18 protein-coding genes and 1 pseudogene are annotated in these 23142 nt (G+C 61.2%); 11 read left to right on the top strand and 8 right to left on the bottom strand.

Annotated elements, in window-relative coordinates; genetic code table 11:
• Positions 1–55: 55 nt before the first annotated feature.
• The 7 genes and pseudogenes from infB to Asbog_RS10260 form a co-directional block, all read left to right on the top strand.
• A pseudogene (infB, locus tag Asbog_RS10290) lies at positions 56–2218 on the top strand (translation initiation factor IF-2); the annotation flags it as partial.
• Positions 2215–2640, top strand: coding sequence for a 30S ribosome-binding factor RbfA (gene rbfA, locus Asbog_RS10285; protein WP_062165067.1), 426 nt, complete (start codon positions 2215–2217; stop codon positions 2638–2640). The pseudogene infB and the gene rbfA, both read left to right, overlap by 4 nt.
• 15 nt (positions 2641–2655) lie before the next feature.
• Complete coding sequence (truB, locus tag Asbog_RS10280; RefSeq protein ID WP_062165879.1) at positions 2656–3609, top strand: tRNA pseudouridine(55) synthase TruB; 954 nt, start codon at positions 2656–2658, stop codon at positions 3607–3609.
• Positions 3593–3862 (top strand): 30S ribosomal protein S15, encoded by a 270-nt coding sequence (rpsO, locus tag Asbog_RS10275; protein WP_023979579.1) that lies wholly within the window; start codon positions 3593–3595, stop codon positions 3860–3862. The genes truB and rpsO overlap by 17 nt, the downstream gene beginning before the upstream one ends.
• Before the next feature lie 247 nt (positions 3863–4109).
• Positions 4110–6263: a polyribonucleotide nucleotidyltransferase gene (gene pnp, locus Asbog_RS10270; RefSeq protein WP_062165066.1), complete on the top strand. Its 2154-nt coding sequence runs from the start codon at positions 4110–4112 to the stop codon at positions 6261–6263.
• Between the two features lie 60 nt (positions 6264–6323).
• Positions 6324–7754 carry an NAD(P)H-dependent flavin oxidoreductase gene (locus tag Asbog_RS10265; RefSeq protein WP_062165065.1) on the top strand — a complete coding sequence of 477 codons (1431 nt, stop codon included), beginning with the start codon at positions 6324–6326 and terminating at the stop codon, positions 7752–7754.
• A 31-nt stretch (positions 7755–7785) separates the two neighbouring features.
• Positions 7786–9828 carry an FUSC family protein gene (locus Asbog_RS10260; protein WP_062165064.1) on the top strand — a complete coding sequence of 681 codons (2043 nt, stop codon included), beginning with the start codon at positions 7786–7788 and terminating at the stop codon, positions 9826–9828.
• A gap of 39 nt (positions 9829–9867) precedes the next feature.
• Here the strand turns inward: Asbog_RS10260 and Asbog_RS10255 are convergent, their stop codons facing one another.
• The 5 genes from Asbog_RS10255 to Asbog_RS10235 form a co-directional block, all read right to left on the bottom strand.
• On the bottom strand, positions 9868–10290 hold the full coding sequence (locus Asbog_RS10255) for a DUF1489 family protein (RefSeq protein WP_062165063.1): 423 nt from the start codon (positions 10288–10290) through the stop codon (positions 9868–9870).
• A 3-nt stretch (positions 10291–10293) separates the two neighbouring features.
• Positions 10294–11379 (bottom strand): nucleoside hydrolase, encoded by a 1086-nt coding sequence (locus Asbog_RS10250; RefSeq protein ID WP_083510825.1) that lies wholly within the window; start codon positions 11377–11379, stop codon positions 10294–10296.
• Between the two features lie 159 nt (positions 11380–11538).
• Positions 11539–12696, bottom strand: a complete 1158-nt coding sequence (hemW, locus tag Asbog_RS10245; RefSeq protein ID WP_062165062.1) for a radical SAM family heme chaperone HemW — start codon at positions 12694–12696, stop codon at positions 11539–11541.
• Entirely contained in the window at positions 12693–14681 is a 1989-nt protein-coding gene (locus tag Asbog_RS10240; RefSeq protein ID WP_062165061.1) for a potassium transporter Kup, read from the bottom strand. Before Asbog_RS10240 ends, hemW begins: the two co-directional genes overlap by 4 nt.
• Before the next feature lie 140 nt (positions 14682–14821).
• Positions 14822–15499 (bottom strand): YggS family pyridoxal phosphate-dependent enzyme, encoded by a 678-nt coding sequence (locus Asbog_RS10235; RefSeq protein WP_231944557.1) that lies wholly within the window; start codon positions 15497–15499, stop codon positions 14822–14824.
• A 78-nt stretch (positions 15500–15577) separates the two neighbouring features.
• On the opposite strand from Asbog_RS10235, the gene Asbog_RS10230 reads away from it, so the two are divergent.
• The 4 genes from Asbog_RS10230 to Asbog_RS10215 all read left to right on the top strand — a co-directional run bounded on the left by Asbog_RS10230 (position 15578) and on the right by Asbog_RS10215 (position 20597).
• A complete protein-coding gene (locus Asbog_RS10230) occupies positions 15578–16840 on the top strand; it encodes an RsmB/NOP family class I SAM-dependent RNA methyltransferase (protein WP_062165059.1) in 1263 nt (420 codons plus the stop codon).
• Positions 16841–16929: 89 nt separating this feature from the next.
• Positions 16930–17604 (top strand): ribulose-phosphate 3-epimerase, encoded by a 675-nt coding sequence (gene rpe / locus Asbog_RS10225; RefSeq protein WP_023979589.1) that lies wholly within the window; start codon positions 16930–16932, stop codon positions 17602–17604.
• Positions 17605–17631: 27 nt separating this feature from the next.
• The gene (locus Asbog_RS10220; RefSeq protein ID WP_062165058.1) at positions 17632–19443 is read left to right on the top strand and encodes a heparinase II/III family protein; all 1812 of its coding nucleotides are present in this window, start codon (positions 17632–17634) and stop codon (positions 19441–19443) included.
• A gap of 47 nt (positions 19444–19490) precedes the next feature.
• Entirely contained in the window at positions 19491–20597 is a 1107-nt protein-coding gene (locus tag Asbog_RS10215) for a glycosyltransferase family 4 protein (RefSeq protein WP_062165876.1), read from the top strand.
• Here Asbog_RS10215 and Asbog_RS10210 read toward each other — a convergent pair whose 3' ends face one another.
• The 3 genes from Asbog_RS10210 to Asbog_RS10200 are packed head-to-tail and all read right to left on the bottom strand — an operon-like array spanning position 20598 to position 22907.
• Positions 20598–21212 (bottom strand): response regulator transcription factor, encoded by a 615-nt coding sequence (locus Asbog_RS10210; RefSeq protein WP_031241364.1) that lies wholly within the window; start codon positions 21210–21212, stop codon positions 20598–20600. It lies immediately after the preceding gene.
• Positions 21209–22303 (bottom strand): sensor histidine kinase, encoded by a 1095-nt coding sequence (locus tag Asbog_RS10205; protein ID WP_062165057.1) that lies wholly within the window; start codon positions 22301–22303, stop codon positions 21209–21211. The genes Asbog_RS10210 and Asbog_RS10205 overlap by 4 nt, the downstream gene beginning before the upstream one ends.
• Positions 22304–22343: 40 nt before the next feature.
• Positions 22344–22907, bottom strand: coding sequence for a hypothetical protein (locus Asbog_RS10200; RefSeq protein WP_146926358.1), 564 nt, complete (start codon positions 22905–22907; stop codon positions 22344–22346).
• Positions 22908–23142 lie beyond the last annotated feature (235 nt).

Below are 23142 nucleotides of genomic sequence, written 5' to 3'. Positions count from 1 at the left end.
CGAGGAAGCTGCACGTCGTGCGCCGCTCGAGGCGACTGAGTCGGCCCGTCGTACCGGTGGCGTGCAGCTTGCTGCCCCGATGGAACGTCTGCGTCCGCTGGCCGAACGTGCCGTCATGGCGCCGCGTCCCGTCACGCCCAAGCCTGCGCCTGCCGCGGCCGGTGCATCGGCTGCAGCGCCTCGCAATGAAACCCTGCATCTGCGTCGCGGTGGCGCTGGTGGCGAAACCGAGGACGATCGTCGCGCTGGTCCGCGCCGTGCCCCGGCCGCGCCGCCGCGCCGTGGTGCGCCAGCTGCGCCCAAGAAGAGCGGTGATTCGCGTCGTTCGGGCCGTATCGACGTCCGCGCCGCCATCGAAGGTGATGACGACAAGACGCGTTCGCTCGCTTCGGTTCGTCGCCAGCGCGACCGCGAGCGCCGTCAGGCCGAGCTTGAGCGTCTCCGCGCCGATCAGGTCCGCGTGGTGCGTGACGTGATCCTGCCGGAATCCATCACGGTGGCCGAGCTGGCCAACCGTATGGCGCTGCGTCAGGCTGAAGTCGTCAAGGCACTCATGAAGATGGGTGTGATGGCCACAGCCACGCAGCTGATCGACGCCGATACGGCCGAACTGGTCATCAGCGAATTCGGCCATCGCGTCCGTCGCGTTGCCGAGAGCGACGTGGAACTGGGCATCGAGGGTGTGGAAGATCGCGAGGAAGACCTCGTAACACGTGCTCCGGTCGTGACAGTCATGGGCCATGTCGACCACGGCAAGACCTCGCTGCTCGATGCACTGCGCACAACTGATGTGGCGGCTGGCGAAGCCGGTGGCATCACCCAGCATATCGGCGCCTATCAGGTGACGGTGCCTAGTGGCGCGAAGATCACCTTCGTCGATACGCCTGGCCACGAAGCGTTCACTTCGATGCGTGCCCGCGGTGCTTCGGTCACTGACGTGGTTGTGCTGGTTGTGGCAGCCGATGACGGCGTGATGCCGCAGACGATTGAGGCCATCAAGCATGCCAAGGCTGCTGATGCCCCGATCATTGTGGCCATCAACAAGATCGACAAGCCGGGTGCAAACCCCGACCGCGTGCGTCAGGCCCTGCTGAGCCACGAAATCGTGGTGGAAGCCCTTGGCGGTGACGTTCAGGATGTCGAGGTTTCGGCGCTCAAGCGTACGGGTCTGGACAAGCTGGAAGAGGCCATTCTGCTGCAGGCAGAAGTGCTCGACCTGAAGGCGAATCCGAACCGCGTGGCTGAAGGCTCGGTCATCGAAAGCCGTCTGGATCGCGGTCGCGGTCCGGTGGCAACGGTTCTGGTGCAGAAGGGCACACTCAACCGCTCCGACATCGTCGTGGCTGGTGCCGAGTGGGGTCGCGTTCGCGCCATGCTGGATGACAAGGGACGCCAGCTCAAGGATGCTGGGCCGTCCATGCCCGTCGAGCTTCTGGGTATCACGGGTGTTCCCGGTGCCGGCGAACCTTTCGTGGTCGTCGAGAACGAGAACCGTGCCCGCGAGATCTGCGAGTTCCGTCAGCGCAAGCAGAAGGACAAGATGGCAGCCGGTCGTGCCGCAGCCCGCGGTACGCTCGACCAGATGCTGGCCCGTATCCAGGCGGGTGAGCAGAAGGAAGTGGCTCTGCTCATCAAGGCAGACGTGCAGGGCTCTGCCGAGGCCATTGAGGCTTCGGTGCTCAAGCTCGAGCATGAGGAAGTTCGTATCCGCGTACTGAATGCCTCTGTTGGTCAGATTACTGAGAGCGACATCCAGCTGGCCAAGGCATCGAACGCCATCATCGTGGCATTCAATGTTCGCGCCACCACGCAGGCTCGTGAAATGGCCCAGCGTGAGGATGTGGATATCCGCTATTACTCGATCATCTATCAGGTGACCGACGATGTGGAGCAGCTGGTCAAGGGCAAGGTTGCGCCCAAGCATCGCGAGAAGTTCCTCGGTTACGCCGAGATCCGTCAGGTCTTCAACATCACGAAGGTCGGCAAGGTCGCGGGTTGCTATGTCACCGAGGGCGTGGTCAAGCGTGGCTGTGGCGTGCGTCTGCTGCGTGACAACGTGGTGATCCATGAAGGCGAGCTGAGCCAGCTCAAGCGCTTCAAGGATGACGTCAAGGAAGTGGCTCGCAACTATGAGTGCGGTCTCTCCTTCGCTGGCTATAACGACCTGCGCGAAGGCGACATGGTTGAGTGCTACGAGATGGAAGTGATCCCTGCATGAGGGGTTCGCGTTCCAAGGTGCCGGGCTTTTCAGGGCCCGGCGACGCCCGTGGCCCTTCACAGCGTCAGCTGAGAATGTCCGAGGAGGTCCGTCGTGTTCTTTCAGATCTCTTCGCTCGCACCGAGTTCCGTGATCCGGAACTTTCGGGCGTGCATGTGACGGTCACTGAAGTGCGTATCTCCCCCGATTTTCGCCACGCCACGGCTTTTGTCAGCCGTCTGGGACGTAGCGATATCGAGGAAGTGCTGCCTGCGCTCAAGCGCGTGGCGCCGTTCCTGCGTACAGGACTTTCCAAGACCCTGCGTTCGCGCATCGTGCCGGAAATTCATTTCCAGCCCGATACCGCGCTCGAACATGCGATGGAAATGGATGCGCTGATGCGCACACCGGAAGTCCGTCGCGATCTTGATTCCGAAGACTGAGTGGAGCGACCCGTCATGGGACGCAAAAAAGGGCAGGATATCGACGGCTGGCTGGTCGTCGACAAGAGCCTGAAAGTCGGTTCGACCGATGTGGTGAACAAGGCACGCCGCCTGTTCGATGCCAAAAAGGCTGGACATGGCGGCACGCTGGACCCCTTGGCGACGGGCATTCTGCCGGTTGCTTTTGGTCAGGCCACCAAGACGATCCCCTATATCATGGATGCCACCAAGCGTTATCGCTTCACGCTGTTCCTTGGTGAGTCGCGCACAACCGATGACCGTGAAGGTGAGGTCGTGCTGACAAGCGAGCATCGCCCCAGTGATGCTGAATTGCGCGCGGCTCTTCCCGCGCTCATCGGTGATATCATGCAGGTGCCGCCGGTCTATTCGGCGCTCAAGGTGGATGGCGAGCGATCCTATGACCTCGCGCGGGCCGGACGGCCGCCCGATCTGCCCCCCCGGCCTGCGCGCGTTGACTCCATCACGCTTGTGGACCGTCCTGATCGTGACCATGCCGTGTTCGAGGTTCAGTCGGGCAAGGGCGTGTATATGCGCAGCCTTGCCCGTGATATCGCCCTGGCCTGCGGGACAGTCGGGCATATTGCCGTATTGCGCAGGACCAAATGCGGCCCGTTTGACGAGACCCATGCGATAACACTGGACAAGCTGGTTCAAAATGACGACAAGGCCGATGCACTTTCAGCGCTTCTGCGCCCGGTCTCGACCGCGCTGGCCGACATCCCGGCTCTGGCCATGACCGACGCAGAAGCACAGGCCTTGCGCTTTGGACAGAGCCTATCTCTGGCCGATTGCGCCGCTCTGATGCTGACACCGCAGGAGGGTGACGTCCTGCAGGCCCAGGAGGGGGGGTGTCTTGTCGGTTTGTGCCGCGTCCAGGAGGGCCGTCTCAAGCCGATACGAATATTCGAGTCGTTTAAATACGGAGACAGAGATGTCGATTACAGCTGAACGCCGCACGGCGCTGATTGAAGAATTCAAGACCAACCCGACCGACACCGGGTCGCCGGAAGTGCAGGTTGCACTGCTGAGCGAGCGTATCGTCAACCTGACGGGCCATCTGCAGACGCACAAGAAGGACTTCCACTCACGTCGTGGTCTCCTGATGCTCGTTGGCCAGCGTCGTGGCCTGCTTGACTATCTCAAGCGCAAGGATCAGGGCCGTTACCAGACCCTTATCGAGCGTCTCGGCCTGCGCCGCTAACATGCTCGGCGGAGGGTCATGCCTCCGCCGCCTCCCGTCGTCATTCTGGCGACGGGATACCAGGCTTCGTCACTGAACGTTGAAGCTGGAGACAGAACCGGCCTTCGGCGTTTCAGGCCACATGGTGACATGCCGGTCCGATCCCGGCCTTTCTTGCCATGCCGTCCGAAACGCTGCCAGCCAGTCAGGGCCCGTTCCCTTCAGATCACCGTAACCGGTGTCAAAGCCCCCTAATCAGGACAGAATGATGTTCAACTACTTCCGCAAGGAAATCGACTGGGCCGGACGCCCGCTCGTTCTGGAAACCGGCAAGATTGCCCGTCAGGCTGATGGTGCGGTTGTCGCCACCTATGGCGATACGGTCGTGCTCTGCACCGCCGTTGGCGCCAAGTCGGTCAAGCCGGGCCAGGACTTCTTCCCGATGACCGTCAACTATCAGGAAAAGGCCTATGCAGCTGGCCGTATTCCTGGTGGCTTCTTCAAGCGTGAGGGCCGTCCGTCCGAGAGCGAGACCCTGATCTCGCGTCTGATCGACCGTCCGATCCGCCCGCTCTTCCCTGAGAACTTCCGCAATGAAGTGCAGGTCACGGCGACCGTTCTCAGCCATGACATGGAAAACGACCCCGCACTGGTTGCGCTGATCGGCTGCTCAGCCGCGCTCACCCTTTCGGGTATTCCCTTCTATGGTCCGGTTGGCGTGGCGCGCGTAGCCCGCATCAATGACCAGCTCGTCATCAACCCGACCATTGCGGAGATGAAGGAGAGCGCGCTCGATCTCGTCGTCGCCGGGACGAGCGAAGGCGTGCTGATGGTTGAATCCGAAGCTTCCGAGCTTTCGGAAGAGATCATGCTCGAAGCCGTGACCGCTGGCCATGCAGCCTTCCAGCCCGTGATCGATGCGATCATCGATCTGGCCGAGCACGCCGCCAAGCAGCCCTGGGACCTCGAAGGCCCCACCAAGGAGCAGATCGCCCTGCGCAAGCGCGTGGAGAAGATTGGCACCAAGCTGATGGCCGACGCCTATAAGGAAAAGGCCAAGCAGGCACGCTACGAGAAGATCGCGACCGCCAAGGCGCGCATTATCGAAGGCCTGACCGAGGAAGGTCTGGACGTCGACATGGCCAAGCCGATGCTCAAGGAGCTTGAGGCCCAGGTCGTTCGCGGCGCCATCCTGAAGACCGGCATCCGTATCGACGGTCGCGACACCAAGACGGTGCGCCCGATCGTGTCCGAAGTCGGCATCCTGCCGCGCGCCCATGGCTCCTCGCTCTTTACGCGTGGTGAGACGCAGGCTCTGGTTGTTGCCACGCTGGGCACCACCCAGGACGAGCAGATCATCGACGCCCTTGAAGGCGAGTACCGCTCGAACTTCATGCTGCATTACAACTTCCCACCCTATTCGGTTGGTGAGTGCGGCCGCATGGGAAGCCCGGGCCGTCGCGAGATCGGCCATGGCAAGCTGGCATGGCGTGCCCTGCATCCGCTGCTGCCGGGCAAGGACCGCTTCCCCTACACGGTGCGTATCGTTTCCGAGATCACCGAGAGCAACGGGTCGTCCTCGATGGCCACCGTTTGCGGCTCCTCGCTGGCGCTGATGGATGCCGGCGTGCCGCTGCCGCGCCCCGTCGCCGGTATCGCCATGGGTCTGATCAAGGAAGATCGTGGCTACGCCGTGCTGTCTGACATCCTGGGTGACGAAGATCATCTTGGTGACATGGACTTCAAGGTGGCCGGTACCGAATCCGGTATCACTGCGCTGCAGATGGATATCAAGATCACCTCGATCACGCCGGAAATCATGAAGGTGGCGCTCGAGCAGGCCCGTGACGGTCGTATCCACATCCTCGGCGAGATGGCCAAGGCGATCGATGAAGGTCGTGAGGGGGTCTCGCGCAATGCGCCGAAGATCACCACCATGAACATCGCCAAGGAGAAGATCCGCGATGTGATCGGCTCGGGTGGCAAGGTCATTCGCGAGATCGTCGAGTTCTCGGGCGCTAAGGTTGATATCAACGACGAAGGTGTCATCACTATCGCTGCATCGAATGACGAGCAGGCCCAGAAGGCCATCTCGCGCATCGAAGGCATCGTGGCTGAGCCGGAAATCGGCCGTATCTACGATGGCAAGGTTGTCAAGACCGCCGATTTCGGTGCGTTCGTGAACTTCCTCGGGCCGCGCGACGGTCTGGTGCATATTTCCGAGCTGACCGATGGTCGCGTTGCCAAGACCACCGATGTCGTGAAGCAGGGCGACGCTGTGAAGGTGAAGGTTGTCGGTTTCGACGACCGCGGCAAGGTCAAGCTGTCGATGCGCGTTGTCGATCAGCAGACCGGCGCCGATATCTCGGAGAGCGTCGGTGCAAAGGCCGCTCGTCCGACCAGGCAGCGTGACGCTGACTGATCTCCCGTTTCAGGAGGAGGGCCATGAAAGGGCCTCCTCCCTCGGAGTACAACACAGATTATGATGTCGATTGATACCGTCCGCATGGCTGGCCGGGAAGTTCTCCCCCTCGTTGAGGGTGGCAAGGGCGTCTCGGTTTCGACCGGTATATCAGCAGGCCACTGGGCTGCTGCTGGTGGCGTGGGCACTGTCTCTGCCGTCAATGCCGACAGCTATGATGCAGATGGCAACCGTATCCCCCAGATCTATTCGGGCCGTACGCGCCGTGAGCGTCATGAGGAACTGATCCGCTACGCGATCGAGGGCGGTATCACCCAGGTTCGCATTGCCCGCGAAATTGCAGGCAGCAAGGGCATGATCAACGCCAATCTCCTGTGGGAGATGGGCGGTGCCGAGCAGGTGATCGAAGGTATCCTCGAGGGTGCCCCCGGGATGATCGACGGGCTGACCTGCGGCGCAGGCATGCCGTATCGTCTGTCGGAAATCGCCGCACGTCATAAGGTGCATTATTATCCGATCGTCTCCTCGGCGCGCGCTTTCAACGCGCTGTGGAAGCGTTCGTACAGCAAGACATCCGAATTGCTGGGCGGCGTGGTTTATGAGGATCCCTGGCGGGCGGGCGGCCATAACGGGCTGTCGAACACCGAGAACCCGCTCAAGCCGGAAGACCCCTATCCCCGCGTTGCCGCGCTGCGCAAGTCCATGAACCAGTTCGGTCTCGAGACCGTACCGATCATCATGGCTGGCGGTGTCTGGTGGCTCGAGGAATGGGCGCACTGGTTAAATAATCCCGAGATCGGCCCGATCGTGTTCCAGTTCGGCACACGCCCGTTGCTGACTCAGGAGAGCCCTATCCCTGATGCATGGAAGCGCCGCCTGCGCCGACTGCATGAAGGCGATGTGTATCTTAATCGCTTCTCGCCCACCGGCTTCTATTCATCGGCTGTGAACAACAGCTTCATGCAGAACCTGCGCGGGCGTTCCGAGCGTCAGGTGGCCTATAGCAGCGAACCTGTGGGCGAGCATGATACGGCTCATGGGATCGGCGCGCGCAAGCGCGAGGTCTGGATGACCGCGACGGATCGTGAGCATGTTCTGGCGTGGGAGGCTGCGGGCTATACCGAGGCCATGCGCACGCCGGATTCGACGCTCGTTTTCGTTACGCCTGAGGAAAGCCGCGTGATTGTGGCCGATCAGGTGGCCTGCATGGGCTGTCTTTCGGAATGTCGCTTCTCCAACTGGAGCCAGCGCGGCCCGAACTATACCAACGGGGCCAAGTCCGATCCGCGTTCCTTCTGCATCCAGAAGAGCCTGCAGGACATTGCGCATGCCGATGACAGCATGGGGATCGAGGCTGCCGACCAGCTGGTTGATCATAACCTGATGTTTGGTGGGACGAACGCATGGCGTTTCGGTTCCGATCCGTTCTATGCTGATGGCTTCACGCCGACAGTCGGTCAGCTTGTTGAACAGATCATGACGGGGCGCTGAACGCGCTCAAACAGCGGAGGTGCGAAACGGCATGATGAAGGGCAAGACCCGGCTTTCTGCCTCTCGCCCTCTGGCTGCCTTTCTAACGACCTCCACAAACCATCTCGCGCGTTACGCGATCACGCTCACGCCCGAGCAGCTGAGCCTGTACGAAGGCGCGCGAGCAGGCCTCGTCACGGCGCTCGCCCTGACCCCCTCGCTCTTCTTCGACCAACCCGTTCTCGCCTGGATTGCCTTCGCCTGTTTCTGGGCCTGTCTGATTGATCCGGGTGGCCCCAATCGCGAGCGCTTTCAGGTCCTGGGCGGGTTCACTCTGGCCGGTACCCTTCTTGTGTTCGGGGTTTCCAGCCTGAGCCTGTTCGGTCCCTGGGCCACCGTGCCGCTCGTGGCACTTATCGGGCTGGGTTGCGGTCTGGCGCGGGTGTTTTCTCCGGCAGTCATGCAGCTTTGGGCTCTGGCTGGTTGTGCCGCCGTTGCCGCCACCGGTTTTCCATCACCTCCGCGTCAGGCGGCTGAGATTGCGGGCCTGTTCTTCGCTGGGGGTGCCCTGGCGACGCTGTTCTGTCTGGTGCTTTGGCGGCAGCAGCCTTACGCCCCGGCGCGCCGTAGCCTCTCGGCAACGTTCTATATTCTCGATCTGATGGCGCGCGAGTTGTCAGCCGGCCGCTTGCGTGAGGCCGTGCATCGTCAGGCGGCGCGAAACGCAATCGAACGTGCCCGAACCTTGCTGCTGATGCTCGATGCGCGTCATGGCAATATGCGCCTGCGTCGGCGTATGGAAGCGACACTCATGGCAGCCGAGCGCGTCTTTACCGCTTTGCTGGCGCTGGAGCATCTTTCGCACAATGGGCCTTTATCGCCTGAGCTGCGCGTCCTCCTCGGGCGGCTCGGCATGGCCTGCCACGAGTGCATGCGACAGGTCGCGCGGCCTGAGCCCGATTTTCGTATTCTTGGGCAACTTGCACAGCGCCTCGACAGGGAGTCACGCATCGGTGGTGTGGTCAACGCCATGCCTGTCATCGCCTGCGCCGCGGCTTTCCAGCAGATGATCGCCGCGTTTTCGCGCCGCCATCGTGAGGAAGGCGAGGGGCAATCCGGGCCCGGGCGCGCCCTGACCCCGTTGATATGGCGCCATGCACTGCGTCTCTCTCTGGCGCTTACCCTGACCCAGATCGTCTGTCTGTATGGCGGCGAAGGGTTTTCCTACTGGGCGCTGATCGCGGCACTGCTGGTCATGCAACCAGCTGGCAACCTGACCATCGTGCGCAGCATTGAGCGCGTTGTGGGCAGTATCGGGGGCAGTCTGCTCGCGGCGCTTTGCGCTCTGGTACTGCCGGGTAAAATCCCCCTCCTGATCGCAGCGGTTTTTCTCTCTCTCGCTGCGATTGCGACCCGGGCCGTCAATTACACCATGCTGGTGTTCTTCCTGACCGGACTGGTGGTCGTTATTGCCGAGGCGCTGATGCCGGGGGGCGGCATCGTGTGGGCGCGTGTGCTGGACAATCTGATCGGCAGCGGGATCGCTCTGCTTTGCGTCCTGCTGCTCTGGCCCCAGCGCGGCGATTCCGATCGGGAAACGCTGGTCAGGCGTGCGATACTGGCCCATTGCCGTTATGCCAGCCTTGTTCTTTCGGGCGATACGGATCAGGGCCAGACCGACAAGGTGCAGCGTGAGGCCGGGATGACAACGATTGCTGCAGAGTTCTCTCGTGGGGGACTGCCTTTGTTCGGCGGGCTGGTGACGCAACTGCGCGATGGGAAGTCACGGGATGTGCAGGCCGTCCTGCGGGCGCTGCGTCGCCTGAGCGGCGAACTGACCCTCTATCGCTTCGATATGCAGAACGGGCTGCGAAGCCCTGACCTGCAGGAGGCGGAACGCTTCGAGCGGTGGGCGCAGGCGATCGCGTCTGAGGGAAAGTCCCGTGGTGTGAAGATCGTGCCGCAAGATGCCGAAAGGCCGGGCCCTCCCGCCATGCAGGAAGTACTCACCTGGCTCAATGACGAGACGGCTTTGATGCGGCTGGGGCAGAAGGCCGGGCTTCAGAGCAGGGCGGCAGGAGATGCCGTGACTTGAGGCCGTCCCCACTTGCCCGGAAATCAGAGCAGCGAGAAATCAGATCAGGCAGAGTTCGGACAGGCTGCGTCTGAGCGCTGGGGGGAGGTTCTCGATCCCCGTCGCTGCGGGTGACGAGCCCAGATCGATGGGCGCATCCTCGGGCTTCAGATAGCGCCAGCCCTGAAAAGGCCGCATGGCGCGCGGCTGAACCGGGATGATCTCGTCGGTAACGAGGATATGGGTGCCTAGCTGGCCATCAGGGCGGGTAAAGGGTCGGAACCCTATAATTGGCTGACGGCAGAGCACCAGCCCGCCCATCACCCGAAAAAGCGAGCCCTGCCCACTGATCTCATCGGCCTGTTTGGGCATTGTGCGTGTGCGTATGACGCCGTACCCCTCGACACGCTCGCCGCGCTGCATCCAGGCGGCGAGTTCATCGAGGGTCGTGCAACCGACGACCAGTTTGATCATGTGCAACAAGGATCAGTGCTTTCCCATGAAGCCCTGCGCCCAGCCAGCATAGAGCTTCTTGAAGCGATCGACATCGATGGCCTGCACGATGCTGACCTTCCGAACGCCCATTGCCTTGGGTGCCAGGGCATCCGGCCAGACATAGGCGTGGCCATAGCCAATGCCCTTTCCGATCTCGACATCCATATAGGCGTCCTGTTTCTTGGTAACCAGGGAGGGATCGGCCACGATGGCGCTCGTGACTTCATCCCACATGGCCAGCGGGACATAGTAGCGCACGAGATAATCGGTGGCGGCCGAGCGATGATCTCTCGCAATGGCCTCGACCTCAGCCTTGCTGAGTACCACGTCATTGGAGACATTGGCGACAGAGGTGATATGGGCCCAGGGTGCGGTCAGGGTAATATGGGCGGCCTCGGGATCGAAAATCAGATTGAAATCCGATCCGTTATCCGCATTGCCGGTGACAGACATCATCGCCAGGTCAAGATAGCCGCCCATAAAGACAAGCTGTTTCGCCGTGCTCGCAAAGCTCGGGTCCAGACGAATGGCCAAAGCCAGATTGGTCATGGGGCCAGCTTCGATGATCGTCACCTCATGCGGGTGAGCATGGACCTGCTGGATCATGAACAGCGCCGCAGGGATGCCCTGAGGCTGAAGCTCGGGCTTGCCATCGGGGGTCGGGGCAACAGCGGGCTGCGTGTCAGGGGTCTTGTCCATAGACCCCATGCCACCCCACGCCCCTTTCCAGGGCAGGCTGCCATATTGCTGCTCGCGCAGGCGCGTGAGCGCCACTGTGTTGATCAGGGGTTGGGTTGCCCCGTCATAAACCGGCACATCACGATGCCCCGAAATTTCCAGAAAGCGACGGATACGTGCGCTTTCGGCATTTTCCCAGTCATCGCCAGCCACGACCGTCAGGCCGAGAACTTTCAGTTTCGGGTTGTTCAGCAGGGGGATGACGGATTGGATGTTCGAGCCGCCCGGCCCCAGATAGTCATTATCGGCAATCACAAGCTCCGGACCGTTCCGGGTTTCGGCGGAGGCTGTGCCGATGGTGAGGGCGGCAAGCGCCAGACTGGCAAGGAAACAACGCATAAGCTGGTTTGACTCCGGAAAAGCGGGACGGTTCCCTATGTCTCATACTGTGAGCAATAAAGTCTTAAGGGAAGGGGTGATGAACGTCATCTCGTGGCGTGCCGGGTGTTCATGCAATCTGAATAATCACAAGGCTGAAGGGCGGTGATTCGCGGTTGATCAGAGGACCAGAGCACCCAGCAGGGCTTCGAGCCTCACACGACCTTCGTCCGTGGCAATGAGCCGGTTGTCCTGAAGGCTGAGATAATTCTCTTCCTGCGCCGCCTCGAAAATCGTCGGGTCCACACACTCGGCCAGTTGGCGTCCTGTACGTGTTGCGAACCAGTCCAGATCAATCCCTTCGCGCAGGCGTAACCCCATCAGGAGCGCCTCACGCCCGCGTTCTTCGGACGACAGAGGCGTTTCCTCGGTCGACCCGCTTCCTCGCTGTTCGACACGGTCTGCCCAGATTTCCGGAGCACGATGCCGCCGTGTGGCCAGAAGTGTGTCGTCCAGCGTCAGCCTGCCATGCGCTCCCGGCCCGATGCCGATATAATCCTGATAGCGCCAGTAGGTGAGGTTGTGACGGCTCTCGGCACCGGGGCGGGCATAATTCGAGATTTCGTAATCCCGCATTCCGAAAAGGCCTGCGATTTCGGCAGTCTTTTCATACAGGCGAGCGGCCTCATCTCCCTCAGGCAGGGTGAACCGCCCCTGTCGATAGAGCGCCTCGAACTTCGTGCCCTGTTCGATGGTGAGCTGATAGAGGGACAGGTGATCGGAGGCGAGGGCAAGCGCCTCGCGCAGCTCTGTCTCCCAGGCGCTCAGACTCTGGCCGGGGCGGGCATAAATCAGGTCGAAAGAAAGCCGCGGGAAGAGGGTGCGCGCTGTCTCCAAAGCCTGCACGGCCTGTCCGGCCGAATGTTCGCGGCCCAGAAACCGCAGGGAATCCTCGTTCAGGCTCTGGATGCCGAGCGATATCCGATTGACCCCCGCCTGAGCAAAACCGGCAAGTTTCTCGCGCTCCACACTGGTTGGATTGGCTTCGAGTGTGATTTCTAGATCAGGCGCGGCGTCGAAATGGTGCAGGGCATCCTGAATGATCAGGGCGACGGTTTCAGGGCGCATGAGCGACGGTGTGCCGCCACCGAAAAAGATCGAGCGCAGGCTGCGCCGCCCCGTGCGGGCAGCATCATGGGCGAGCTCCTGACGCAGCGCCGCTGTGAAGCGCTCATGCGGGATGACGTCGCGCACATGCGAGTTGAAGTCGCAATAGGGGCATTTGGCCAGACAGAAGGGCCAGTGCACATAGAGCGAGAGCGGCGGTGCTACGCTCAGATTGCGATCCTCACACCAAGCTCGACCACACGATCAGGCGGGATACGGAAGAATTCGGTGCTGGGGACAGCATTGCGTACCATGAGCAGGAACAGCCACATGCGCCAGATTGAAAGCTTGGGCAGGGTGGAGCGCACGACGAGCTCACGTGAGACGAAATACGAGGCCTGGATGGCATCGAACTCAACCCCGGTCGCATTCAGTTCCTCTAGGGCCTTGGGCAGATTGGGCATTTCCATGAAGCCGTAGCGAACAATCACACGGTGAATATTCGGCGCCAGCTCCTGCACCATCGCACGATGGCCGCGCTCTGCCTCGGGCTGATCGAGGTTCTGCACCGTCACGAACAGAACGTGGTCGTGCAGCACCTTGTTATGCTTGAGATTGTGCAGGAGACAGGTGGGGACGGTATCGGGATTGGCCGTCAGGAACACGGCCATGCCGGGCACCCTGACGGTGCGTGATTGCGGCAGACGCGCCAGAAAGGACGCCATGGGCAGTGAATCTGCCATCTGGCGGGTGCGGATCAGGCTGCGACCGCGCGCCCACGTGGTCATGAGAATGGTGGCAGAAACACCGATCGCCAGAGGCACCCAGCCGCCATCGGGGATCTTAAGCACATTCGCTGCAAAGAAGGTTCCATCGCTGAGCAGGAAGAACCCGAAGACGAGACCTGCCAGAGGAGCGCTCCAGTTGAACACGCGACGGAACACCACCATGGCCAGAACGGCCGTGCACATGAAGGTGCCTGTCACGGCAATGCCGTAAGCCGCTGCCAGAGCCGAGGAGGAGCGGAAGGAGAGAACGAGCAGGATCGAACCCAGGGCAAGCACCCAGTTGAACACGGGAAGATAGATCTGTGCCTCTTCCTCCGCATTGGTATGGGTGATGCGCATACGGGGCAGATAGCCCAGCTGGATAAGCTGACGGCAGAGCGAGAAGCCACCCGAAATGCCGGCCTGGCTGGCAATCACGGTTGCCATGGTGGCAAGCAGCAGAAGCGGAATCTGGGCCCAGCCGGGGGCCAGATGGTAAAACGGATTTTGCAACGCTGCCGGGTTGCGGAGAAGAAGGGCACCCTGACCCAGATAATTCAGCGTCAGGGACGGCAGAACGAAAAACAGCCACGCATAGCGGATGGGCGTCCGACCGAAATGCCCCATATCGGCATAAAGCGCCTCGGCGCCTGTCACGGAAAGAACGACAGAGCCCAGGGCGATGAAGGCCAGCCATCCATGATAGAGCACGAACTGCGCGGCGTAATAAGGCGAAAGCGCCATCAGGATATGCGGCGTCTGGGCAATGGAATGGATACCCATGACGGCCAGCGTCAGAAACCAGATCATCATGATCGGGCCAAAGGCACGACCGATCTTGCCAGTGCCGAGTGCTTGCGCGCTGAACAGGGCAATCAGGATGATGATCGCCACTGGTATGATGATGTGGGAGGCTGACGGCACCGAGACCTCGATACCTTCGATGGCCGAGAGAACGGAAACCGCTGGGGTAATGATGCCATCACCAAAGAAGAGGCAGGCCCCGCCAATACCTACAATGCCGAAGAACCAGCGATATTTGGGCGATTTGCACACGCGCTGTGCCAGAGACATCAGCGCGATGATACCGCCTTCGCCATCATGGTCGGCGCGCATGACAAGCATGACGTACTTAATGGTGACGACCAGCATGAGTGCCCAGAAAATCAGGCTCTCGATGCCCATGATCTCCCAGCTTTCCGCTGGGTGACGGATGGAGCCGACGATCTGGACAGAGGCCTGAAAGGCGTAGAGCGGGCTGGTGCCGATATCGCCATAAACCACTCCCAGAACGCCCAGAAGACCGGCCAGACCGACAGGGGCTTTCTTGTGCAGGCCGTCATTCGCGCCGAACTCGCGGATGGAGCCCTGCCCGTCGGTTGCGTTTCTGACAACGGACCCTGGTTCTGCGGTGGTGGAACCTGGCTGTCCGGCAGGCCTGTCTGTCATTTCTGTTCCATCTCATGGCAAGCGCGAGGCAAGCACGGGGGCAAATACGATGCGTGATACACATAGATGTGAGCGATCACTGACATAAAGCCTGCCATACGATCATTCGTCCTGTCGCCGCAAGCATGGCGTGGCCGAAATCAGATGGTGGGACGACTGCCGAAGATTGCGGTGCCTACGCGCACGAGTGTTGCGCCATGGGCGATCGCGGTTTCGAAATCGGCTGACATGCCCATGGAGCACTCTGCCAGACCATGAGCCTGCGCCAGCTGTGCAAGGTATGCGAAGTGGGGGGCTGGTTCCTCATCCTCGGGAGGGATGCACATCAGTCCCTTCACAGCGTTGTCGAAACGCGTCCGGCACAGCGTGATGAATGCATCGGCCTCCTCGCGCGGGATACCCGATTTCTGAGGCTCATCACCTGTGTTGACCTGAACGAACAGGTCAGGCAGGCGGCCAAGGCGGTCGCCGGCACGGGCGATGGCATCCGCCAGGCCAGGTCGATCGAGGGATTCAATGCAATCGGCCACGCGACATGCGTCCAGCGCCTTGTTGGTTTGCAGGCCACCGATGATATGCAGGCGCAAATCAGGCCAGGTTTCGCGCAGGGCGGGGAACTTCTCCCTGGCTTCCTGAACGCGGTTTTCGCCGAACAGGCGTTGCCCGGCCTCAAGGGCCTGCTCGATGGCGGCAGCCGGATGAAACTTGCTGACGGCAACGAGCTGTACGCTCTCCCTCTGGCGCTGGGCTGTCAGGCAGGCGGCATCGATACGCGCACGAATCCGGTCGAGACGGGAGGAGAGCGTGTCGTTTGTCATGGCCATATCCGCAAGTTGTTGCTGTTAAGATGCACGAAGGGGTAGCGCGGCGCTTCGCGAAATGCCATTGGCAAGGCAATGTCCAAAGCACCTTCTCAGATTCCCGCCGATCCGACACGCGATCTGGCCTTCGATATTGTCTGCGGTGTCGTCGAGCATCGACGTATGCTGGAGACGACGCTCGACCGCAGCCCGCTGACCGACCCAAGGGATCGTGCAAGCGCTCACCGGCTTGCGGCGACCGTGCTGCGGCATATGGGCAGCATGACCGAATTGCTGCAACCGCTCCTGCGGCGCGAGCCGCCTGCGCCCGTGCGCTGCGCTTTGCTGATGGGTGTCGCACAGCTGCGTCATCTGGAGACACCACCCCATGCTGCGGTGGGCACGATTGTCTCCCTGCTGCGTCGTCGTGGGCTGGCGCCCTTTGCCGGGCTTGCCAACGCCGTGCTGCGGCGTGTGGCGCGCGATGGTGACGAACTGGCCGAGGGCCTTGATGCCGACCGGCTTGATGTTCCGGCCTGGCTCTGGACGGCCTGGGGGCACCGGGCTCGCGATATCGCGGCCGGGCTGCATCGCGAGGCGCCGATCGATCTGACCCTGAAACCGGGCGCTGTGGCGCCGGAAGGCGGGGAGATGATGCCCAATGGCAGTGTGCGTTTCGCACCGGGGACGCGGGTGACGGAGCTTGAAGGCTTCGAGGAAGGCGCGTTCTGGGTTCAGGATGCGGCGGCCACCATGCCAGCGCGGCTGCTGAATATCTCGCCGGGACAGAGCGTTGTCGATCTTTGCGCGGCGCCGGGTGGCAAGACAGCCCAGCTGGCTGTGGCCGGGGCAAAGGTCTATGCAGTCGAGCGCGAGGAAACGCGCGCCAGGCGCCTCAAGCAGAATCTTGAGCGCCTCAGGCTCGATGCCGAGGTGATTATCGCCGATGCCCTGCAATGGCAGCCAGAAGAAAAAGTTGACGCGGTTCTGCTCGATGCGCCGTGCTCTGCGACGGGAACATTGCGTCGTCATCCGGACGTCCTGTGGGTCAAGCGCCCGCGTGACGTGCTGGCGCTTGCGAAGGATCAGGATCGCCTGATCGATGCCGCTGGCGCCATGCTCAAGCCGGGCGGCATCCTGCTTTACGCCGTGTGCTCCCTTCAGGATGAGGAAGGTCCTCAGCGCGTGGCAGCAGCAGTCAAACGCGGCTGGGTGCTTGAGCCTTTTACGGCTGAAGAGCTCGCGGCCATGCCAGAGACGCTCACAAAACAGGGAACATTCCGCACTCATCCCGGCATGTGGGCCGAGCAGGGCGGTATGGATGGCTTTTTCGCTGCAAGGCTGCGCAAGACGGCCTGAGAAGGATTGTTCAGAGAGCGCCGCCCGATCGGGCTGTGCCTGATGAGCGCCCCGATACGGAACGATCGACACAGAGAGAAGGTAGAACGATGCCCCAGTTGAAAACGCCCCTGATTGCACCGAGCATTCTCAGCGCCGATTTTGCGCGCATGGGCGAGGAAGTCGAAGCCGTGGTGCGCGATGGGGCCGACTGGCTGCATCTGGATGTGATGGACGGGCATTTTGTGCCCAACATGACATTCGGCCCTGGCATGGTGGCAGCACTGCGCAATCGTACCGACAAGCCCTTTGACGTGCATCTGATGATCGAGCCGGCCGATGCCTTCATCGAGGCTTTCGCCAAGGCCGGTGCGGACCATATTCATGTGCATGTAGAGAACAATCCGCACGTGCATCGTACGCTCCAGCATATTCGCGCCCTCGGCAAGAAGCCCGGCATTGCCATCTGCCCCGGCACGCCGCCCGAAGCGCTCGAATATCTGCTCGACCTCGTCGACATCATTCTGGTCATGACTGTCAATCCCGGTTTCGGGGGGCAGAAATTCCTCGAGAGCCAGGTGCCCAAGATCCGCAAGCTGCGCCAGATGGCCGATGCGACGGGGCGCGACATCCGCATTGGCGTCGATGGCGGCATTGATCTGGCTACCGCGCCTCTCGCGACGGGTGCCGGTGCGGATATGATGGTCGCAGGGACTTCCATCTATGGACAGGATGATTATGCTGCAGCAATCAACTCTTTGAGACAGGTTGGCAGCCTGTCCTGATAACCTGATCTGGGGGAACATACCGGCATGCTCGGACGCTGGGCGCGTGAAGCTCGTCTTTCATTTGCCCGGCTTCCATCAAGTGTGCCGGGGCTTGCGCGTGCGCCAGACCGGCCTGTCCATGCCATAAGGGATATCTGGCCCGGCAACCCGGACCATGGAGCCCTGCTCGTTAGCGGCGCGGCCCGATTCGAGGGGCGGTCCATACCCCTGCGTGTGACAGATTGGGAATATGCCGATGTTTCCCCGGCAACACGTGACTGGCTGCAAGGCTTTACCTGGCTGCGCGATCTGCGCGCACTTGGGAGCGACGAAGCCCGGCTCTATGCCCGTTCGATCGTCAGCAGCTGGCTCGATCAGCCGCCAATTGATCCCCTCGTGCTCAATGCTACGGCGACAGGTGCCCGTCTGGCCTCCTGGCTTGGCCATTTTGATTTCTTCGCGGCGTCAGCCAGTGAGGGGTTCAGGCAGCGATTGATGGATCGCCTCCTTGTAGAGGGGCGGTTGGTTTCCATCATGCTGCCTCTCGCAGAACAGGGGTGGCGCAATTTCACGGCGCTTAAGGGGCTGCTTTCCGTCGCAGTGGCCATACCCTCGCAAACCGGGTTTCTGCAGCGTTTTCATCGCTTTCTGGATCAGGAAATCGAGCGGCAGATCCTGCCTGATGGTACGCTGCGCGAGCGTAGTCCGCTGGCGCAAATGGAAGCGACGCGGGAACTGGCCGAGATCAGTGTGTTCATGCGCATGGCGCAGCTCTCTCCGTCGGAGTCCGTTCAGAACGCCCTCGCACGGCTCTGCCCCGTTTTGCGTGCGCTCAGGCACGGTGATGGTGGATTGGCCCTGTTTCATGGTAGCAAGGAGCAGGATGATCGCCAGATAGACAGGATCATCCAGTATGGTGCGCGTCAGAGGCTTCTGGCCTCGGCCATGCCGGATGGCGGGTTCTGGCGCATTGCGGCGGGCAAGGCCCTCCTTTTTGTCGATGGTGGTGCGCCCCCTTCGGTCAACTATGACCGCAATGCCCACGCAGCCCCGCTGTCTCTCGAGTTTTCGTTCGGTCGCCAGCGCCTTTTTGTGAATTGCGGTGGCGCTGCCGGGGGCTCGTGGAAGCATGCGCTGCGTCAAACCGCGGCTCATTCATCTCTCGTGGTCGAGAATACCTCATGCTGTGATATTGGGGCTGATGGCGCGATCATTCGCCGTCCTGCCCATGTCACCCTGGCTCATCAAAGTCAGGACGGCGCCCATTGGGTCGATGCCCAGCATGATGGCTGGTATCCCGGTTTTGGTGTGCATTGGCGCCGGCGCCTCTATCTTGGCCCGACAGGGGAGGATCTGCGGGGCGAGGAATGTGTAGATGGCGAACGTCGCGTTGCCTTCGCCCTGCGCTTTCACCTGCATCCTTCCGTAACGGCTGAACTCGCGCCTGATGGTGATGAGGTGTTGATGCATGCAGGTGGCATGATCTGGCGTTTCCGCCAGGAAGGCGGGGCCCTGTCGCTGGAGAAGAGCGTTTATGCCGGTGGCGAGAAACCGGTTTCGGCCTTCCAGATTGTCGTGAGACCCGTCGCTCAACCGGACCAGGTTCCACAGGATCAGGCTCTTCAGGCGGATGCGCAGCTCGATGGTCTCGCATCGACAAGGCAGGCGTTACCAGTCGAGCAAGGGCAAGACGCCCCCGATGCACAGACGGCGCCCGACTCTTCTTCTTGTGAACACCTCTCTGGTGACGCGGACCCTGACGGAAACAACGCCCCCCCCGAGCGTGCCGTGCCGGTCGTCGAGGCGCTACCTTCCCGTCAGGTGCTTCAGTGGGTCATGGAGCGTGTACCGGAATGAAAAAGAGGCGCTCGAAAGCCAACATTCCGCCAGGCAGCGGAACGGCATTGCGTATTCTCGAAATCACCAATGTCGATTTCGCCATGCGGCAGTTCATCCACCCGCTGATGCGGGCCTTGCGTGAAGCCGGACATGAGGTCGAGGGTGGCTGTGCCGAGGGGGATCATCTCGTCCCCGTTCGGGATGATGGTTTTGTCGTGCATGCCCTCCCCATGGCGCGGTCCTACTCACCGGTTGCGCAATGGCGCGCGCTCAGAGCGATCATCCGGCTCATCAGGCACACCCGACCTGATCTTGTGCATGGCCATATGCCGATCAGCGGTTTTCTGGCGCGTATTGCCGCCTGGTGGTGCGATGTGCCGCTCATCGCCTATACCTGCCACGGTTATCTGTTCAACCAGCCGGGGTCCTGGCGGCGTCGGGTTCTGTCCTTCGTGATGGAGTGGCTGGCGGGACAAGTGACCGACCGCTACATGACCGTATCGCATGCCGAAGCGCGCGATGCCCGGAGGTTACGTATCCACCCCTGGCCAAAAGCCGTTGGAAATGGTCGTGATCCGCAGCTCTACCGGCCTGATCAGACAATCCGGCGCGCGTATCGCGAGGCGCTTGGTCTGGATGACACGTCAATCGTGGTTATCGCAGTATCACGCATCGTGCGCCACAAGGGGTATCCAGAATTATTGCGAGCGATGGAGGCCGTGCCAGACGCTATACTTGTGATCGTGGGAGAGCGTCTTGCCTCTGATCATGGCGACAGCATGACGACCGAGTTCGCTGCTGCCGCGTCAGCTCTTGGAGATCGTTTGCGCCTGCTGGGTTACCGCGAGGATACGTCAAGGCTGCTGGCTGCAGCGGATATTTTTGCACTGCCGAGCCATTTTGAAGGTCTCCCCATGTCGGTCATCGAGGCCATGCTGAGTGGTCTGCCAGTGGTAGCAACCGATATCCGCGGACCCAATGAGCAGGTTGTGCATGGTGAAACCGGATTTCTGGTACCGCCGGGTCTGGCGGCGCCCCTTGCCGATGCACTGAACCAGCTCGTGCGGAATCCGGCCTTGCGGACCGCCATGGGGCAGGCCGGGCGGGATCGAGCCACGCAGCTTTATGACGAGAAGAAGGTTCTGAGCCGTGTGGTGACGCTGCTGAGTTGATCAGAGCCAGCCATTCTGCCTTGCAATACGGCTCGCCTCGACACGGTTACGGGCACCTATCTTCTGAATGATATCTGAAAAGCAGTTGCGCAACGTGCCGGGCGAGAGCTCGAAGAATGTTGCGATCTGTTCGCTGGAGCGTCCGGACTCCACCAGGCGCAATATCGCGCGGTCGCGGGAATTCAGGGGATCATGAGCAGCGTCCCAAACCTGCTGCGCGAGACCAGGATCGATGGCGCGTCCTCCCCGCCCGACGTTACGCAAAGCGCCAGCCAGCTCGCTCAACGGCGCATCCTTGAGCAGATAACCCCGGACCCCTGCATTGAGTGCACGCTTCATATAGCCAGCGCGGGCGAAGGTCGTAACAATCACCACCACGGTTCGGGCTTTCTCAGCCTGAAGGGTTTCCGCCAGTTCGATGCCGCTCATTCCCGGCATTTCAATGTCGGTGAGGAGGATATCGGGGCGCTCCGACCGCGACAGGGTCAGGGCTTCAAGCCCATTAGCTGCCTTGCCCACGATTTCGAAATCGGATTCCATCGACAAAAGCGCCGCGAAGGCATCGCGCAGCATGACCTGATCTTCGGCAAGAACGAGGCGCAGCTTCTGCCTCATGACAGGTCTCCAAGCGTGATGATGAGGGTCAGGCCGTCTGGTCGTGGGGTCAAATCAAGTCGTCCATCGATCTCGGCCAGGCGGCGACGCATTCCGCTTATACCATTCCCTTCTCGGAATGATAACAAAATATTGCTGTCATGGTGGAGCCCGGTCTGATCACGAACCATAAGCTCGAACACCGCCGTCGCGCGTTGCCGGAATGCGATATGACAGGTCGCGGCGTTGGCGTGGCGCAGGATATTGGTCAGCGCCTCACGCAGGGCAAAGGCGAGGACCGCCTCGGCGTATGCGGGCATCAGCCCCGGTTCGCCTGATGTCTCCGTGGATATTCCTGCGTCATTCAATGCGACGACACCAGAAGCGAGTTCATCCCGCAGAGAGGTCACGCGCATATCCGATACGACCTGACGCGTTTCAGCCAGAGCGTTGCGCGCTCGCTGACCAATCTCGTCCAGTTCGTCCTGCGCCTTGCTGGTGTCGTGCGGCAGATGACGATGGGCAAGTTCGGATTTCAGCGCAATGATCGTCAGAGATTGACCGAGCGTATCGTGGAGGTCACGCGCGAGACGTTCTCGCTCTGCGATGAGGGTGAGGGAGCGTATCTCCTCCTGCGCCGCGGCAAGCGCCTCGTTTCTCTGATGCAGATCCATCGACAGCACCATGGTGGCGAAAGTACCGATGGCGACAATAATCGTGATCAGGCATCCAATGAGATCCTCATAGGCGAGCCATGTCAGCGATGCACAGATGCATAGTATGACGGCGAGCATCGTGAGACCGAGGCGCCGGTTCGTGATGGCACCGCATGTCGCTGCGGCCGAGATGAAGAATACCCCCCAATAGCCGTGGAACGGTATGAGCAGGATACCTATGAAGGCATAGATCAGGGCCCTGACTGCAATCGGCACGGCAAGTCGACCTGGCAGAAAAGGTAGCGCCAGAAATACGGCCGCCCCCGCGATGAAGGCGACGATTCCTGCCAAACTTCCGCCACGCGTGAGCCAGGGAAGGGGAAAGAGAAGCAGGTAGATGCCCGAGATACTGCGGCGAAAGGCGGTGCGGGAACGGGGGCCGAGGGTGATAGGCATGACAGGGCCTTGGTCTGACGCTGGGAGGGAAGATATGGAATCAGGCGATGGTACGGATTGGGGCCTCGGCTTCACGGGAGCCTATCAGCCTGCTGCGCATAAGCCGACATAACGCCCCCACCCAGCAGGCACTGGCTGTCCCTAGCCCGGCGACGACACTGTGAAGCGGCTGATTCAGGAAGAGAGAGGCCGCAGTCACGAAGAGAATGCCAACACCTGTGTAGATATGCACAGGCTCACGCATGGCACGTCCCAGAGGCAGGTAGGAGGCGCCGATAACGAGGCCTGCGGCAACAAGCATCAGGTCAGGCCGATGGACGGCCGATAAAACCACACCTGCCGCAACGAGAAGAGCGACTCGCGCCCGGCGCGTGCGGCGAGCCAGTTGATGATCGTGAACGATCTCAGGGTCATGCTGTGTGATGTCTCTTCTGAGGAACCCCCAAGCCAGCGGCAGGGAGATTGAGACTGTGATGATCAGTCCATGAGACGGGGTAATTCCAAGGGCGGCAAGACCTCTCATACTCCAGAGCGCGGCAAACAGCAGTCCGGTGAGATCGGTCAGGGCGTAACGCCAAGGTCTTTGAGCGGGAGTGGTGGGCATGATGCATTCTCTCACTGTCGGGATATCGAACCTGAGGATCGCAAGGCTCTGACCTGTGCGACAGTGTGCAGCGTCATGCGAGAGAGATGACCTGAGATGACAACGGCTTCATGTGGGTCAGGAGGGGTCAACTCCCAACAATCGGGTGGTGCGAGCGGTGGGCTGATTGCGTGTCGGGGCGATGATGTCCGATTTCATAAATAATATGTTGATATACAAGTAAAAACTTAACATA

Origin of the sequence: Asaia bogorensis NBRC 16594, assembly GCF_001547995.1 — a bacterium.
GTDB classification, from domain to species: domain Bacteria; phylum Pseudomonadota; class Alphaproteobacteria; order Acetobacterales; family Acetobacteraceae; genus Asaia; species Asaia bogorensis.
This window is presented reverse-complemented; position numbering and strand designations above follow the sequence as displayed.

What these genes read in the sequence shown, in the direction of transcription:
- Asbog_RS10250 (WP_083510825.1), bottom strand. Translation starts at nt 11,379, where the DNA reads ATGCGTTGTTTCCTTGCCAGTCTGGCGCTTGCCGCCCTCACCATCGGC.
- pnp (WP_062165066.1), top strand. Translation starts at nt 4,110, where the DNA reads ATGTTCAACTACTTCCGCAAGGAAATCGACTGGGCCGGACGCCCGCTC.
- rbfA (WP_062165067.1), top strand. Translation starts at nt 2,215, where the DNA reads ATGAGGGGTTCGCGTTCCAAGGTGCCGGGCTTTTCAGGGCCCGGCGAC.
- rpsO (WP_023979579.1), top strand. Translation starts at nt 3,593, where the DNA reads ATGTCGATTACAGCTGAACGCCGCACGGCGCTGATTGAAGAATTCAAG.
- Asbog_RS10240 (WP_062165061.1), bottom strand. Translation starts at nt 14,681, where the DNA reads ATGACAGACAGGCCTGCCGGACAGCCAGGTTCCACCACCGCAGAACCA.
- Asbog_RS10205 (WP_062165057.1), bottom strand. Translation starts at nt 22,303, where the DNA reads ATGCCTATCACCCTCGGCCCCCGTTCCCGCACCGCCTTTCGCCGCAGT.
- Asbog_RS10230 (WP_062165059.1), top strand. Translation starts at nt 15,578, where the DNA reads ATGTCCAAAGCACCTTCTCAGATTCCCGCCGATCCGACACGCGATCTG.
- Asbog_RS10265 (WP_062165065.1), top strand. Translation starts at nt 6,324, where the DNA reads ATGATGTCGATTGATACCGTCCGCATGGCTGGCCGGGAAGTTCTCCCC.
- Asbog_RS10260 (WP_062165064.1), top strand. Translation starts at nt 7,786, where the DNA reads ATGATGAAGGGCAAGACCCGGCTTTCTGCCTCTCGCCCTCTGGCTGCC.
- truB (WP_062165879.1), top strand. Translation starts at nt 2,656, where the DNA reads ATGGGACGCAAAAAAGGGCAGGATATCGACGGCTGGCTGGTCGTCGAC.
- rpe (WP_023979589.1), top strand. Translation starts at nt 16,930, where the DNA reads ATGCCCCAGTTGAAAACGCCCCTGATTGCACCGAGCATTCTCAGCGCC.
- Asbog_RS10210 (WP_031241364.1), bottom strand. Translation starts at nt 21,212, where the DNA reads ATGAGGCAGAAGCTGCGCCTCGTTCTTGCCGAAGATCAGGTCATGCTG.
- Asbog_RS10220 (WP_062165058.1), top strand. Translation starts at nt 17,632, where the DNA reads ATGCTCGGACGCTGGGCGCGTGAAGCTCGTCTTTCATTTGCCCGGCTT.
- Asbog_RS10200 (WP_146926358.1), bottom strand. Translation starts at nt 22,907, where the DNA reads ATGCCCACCACTCCCGCTCAAAGACCTTGGCGTTACGCCCTGACCGAT.
- Asbog_RS10235 (WP_231944557.1), bottom strand. Translation starts at nt 15,499, where the DNA reads ATGACAAACGACACGCTCTCCTCCCGTCTCGACCGGATTCGTGCGCGT.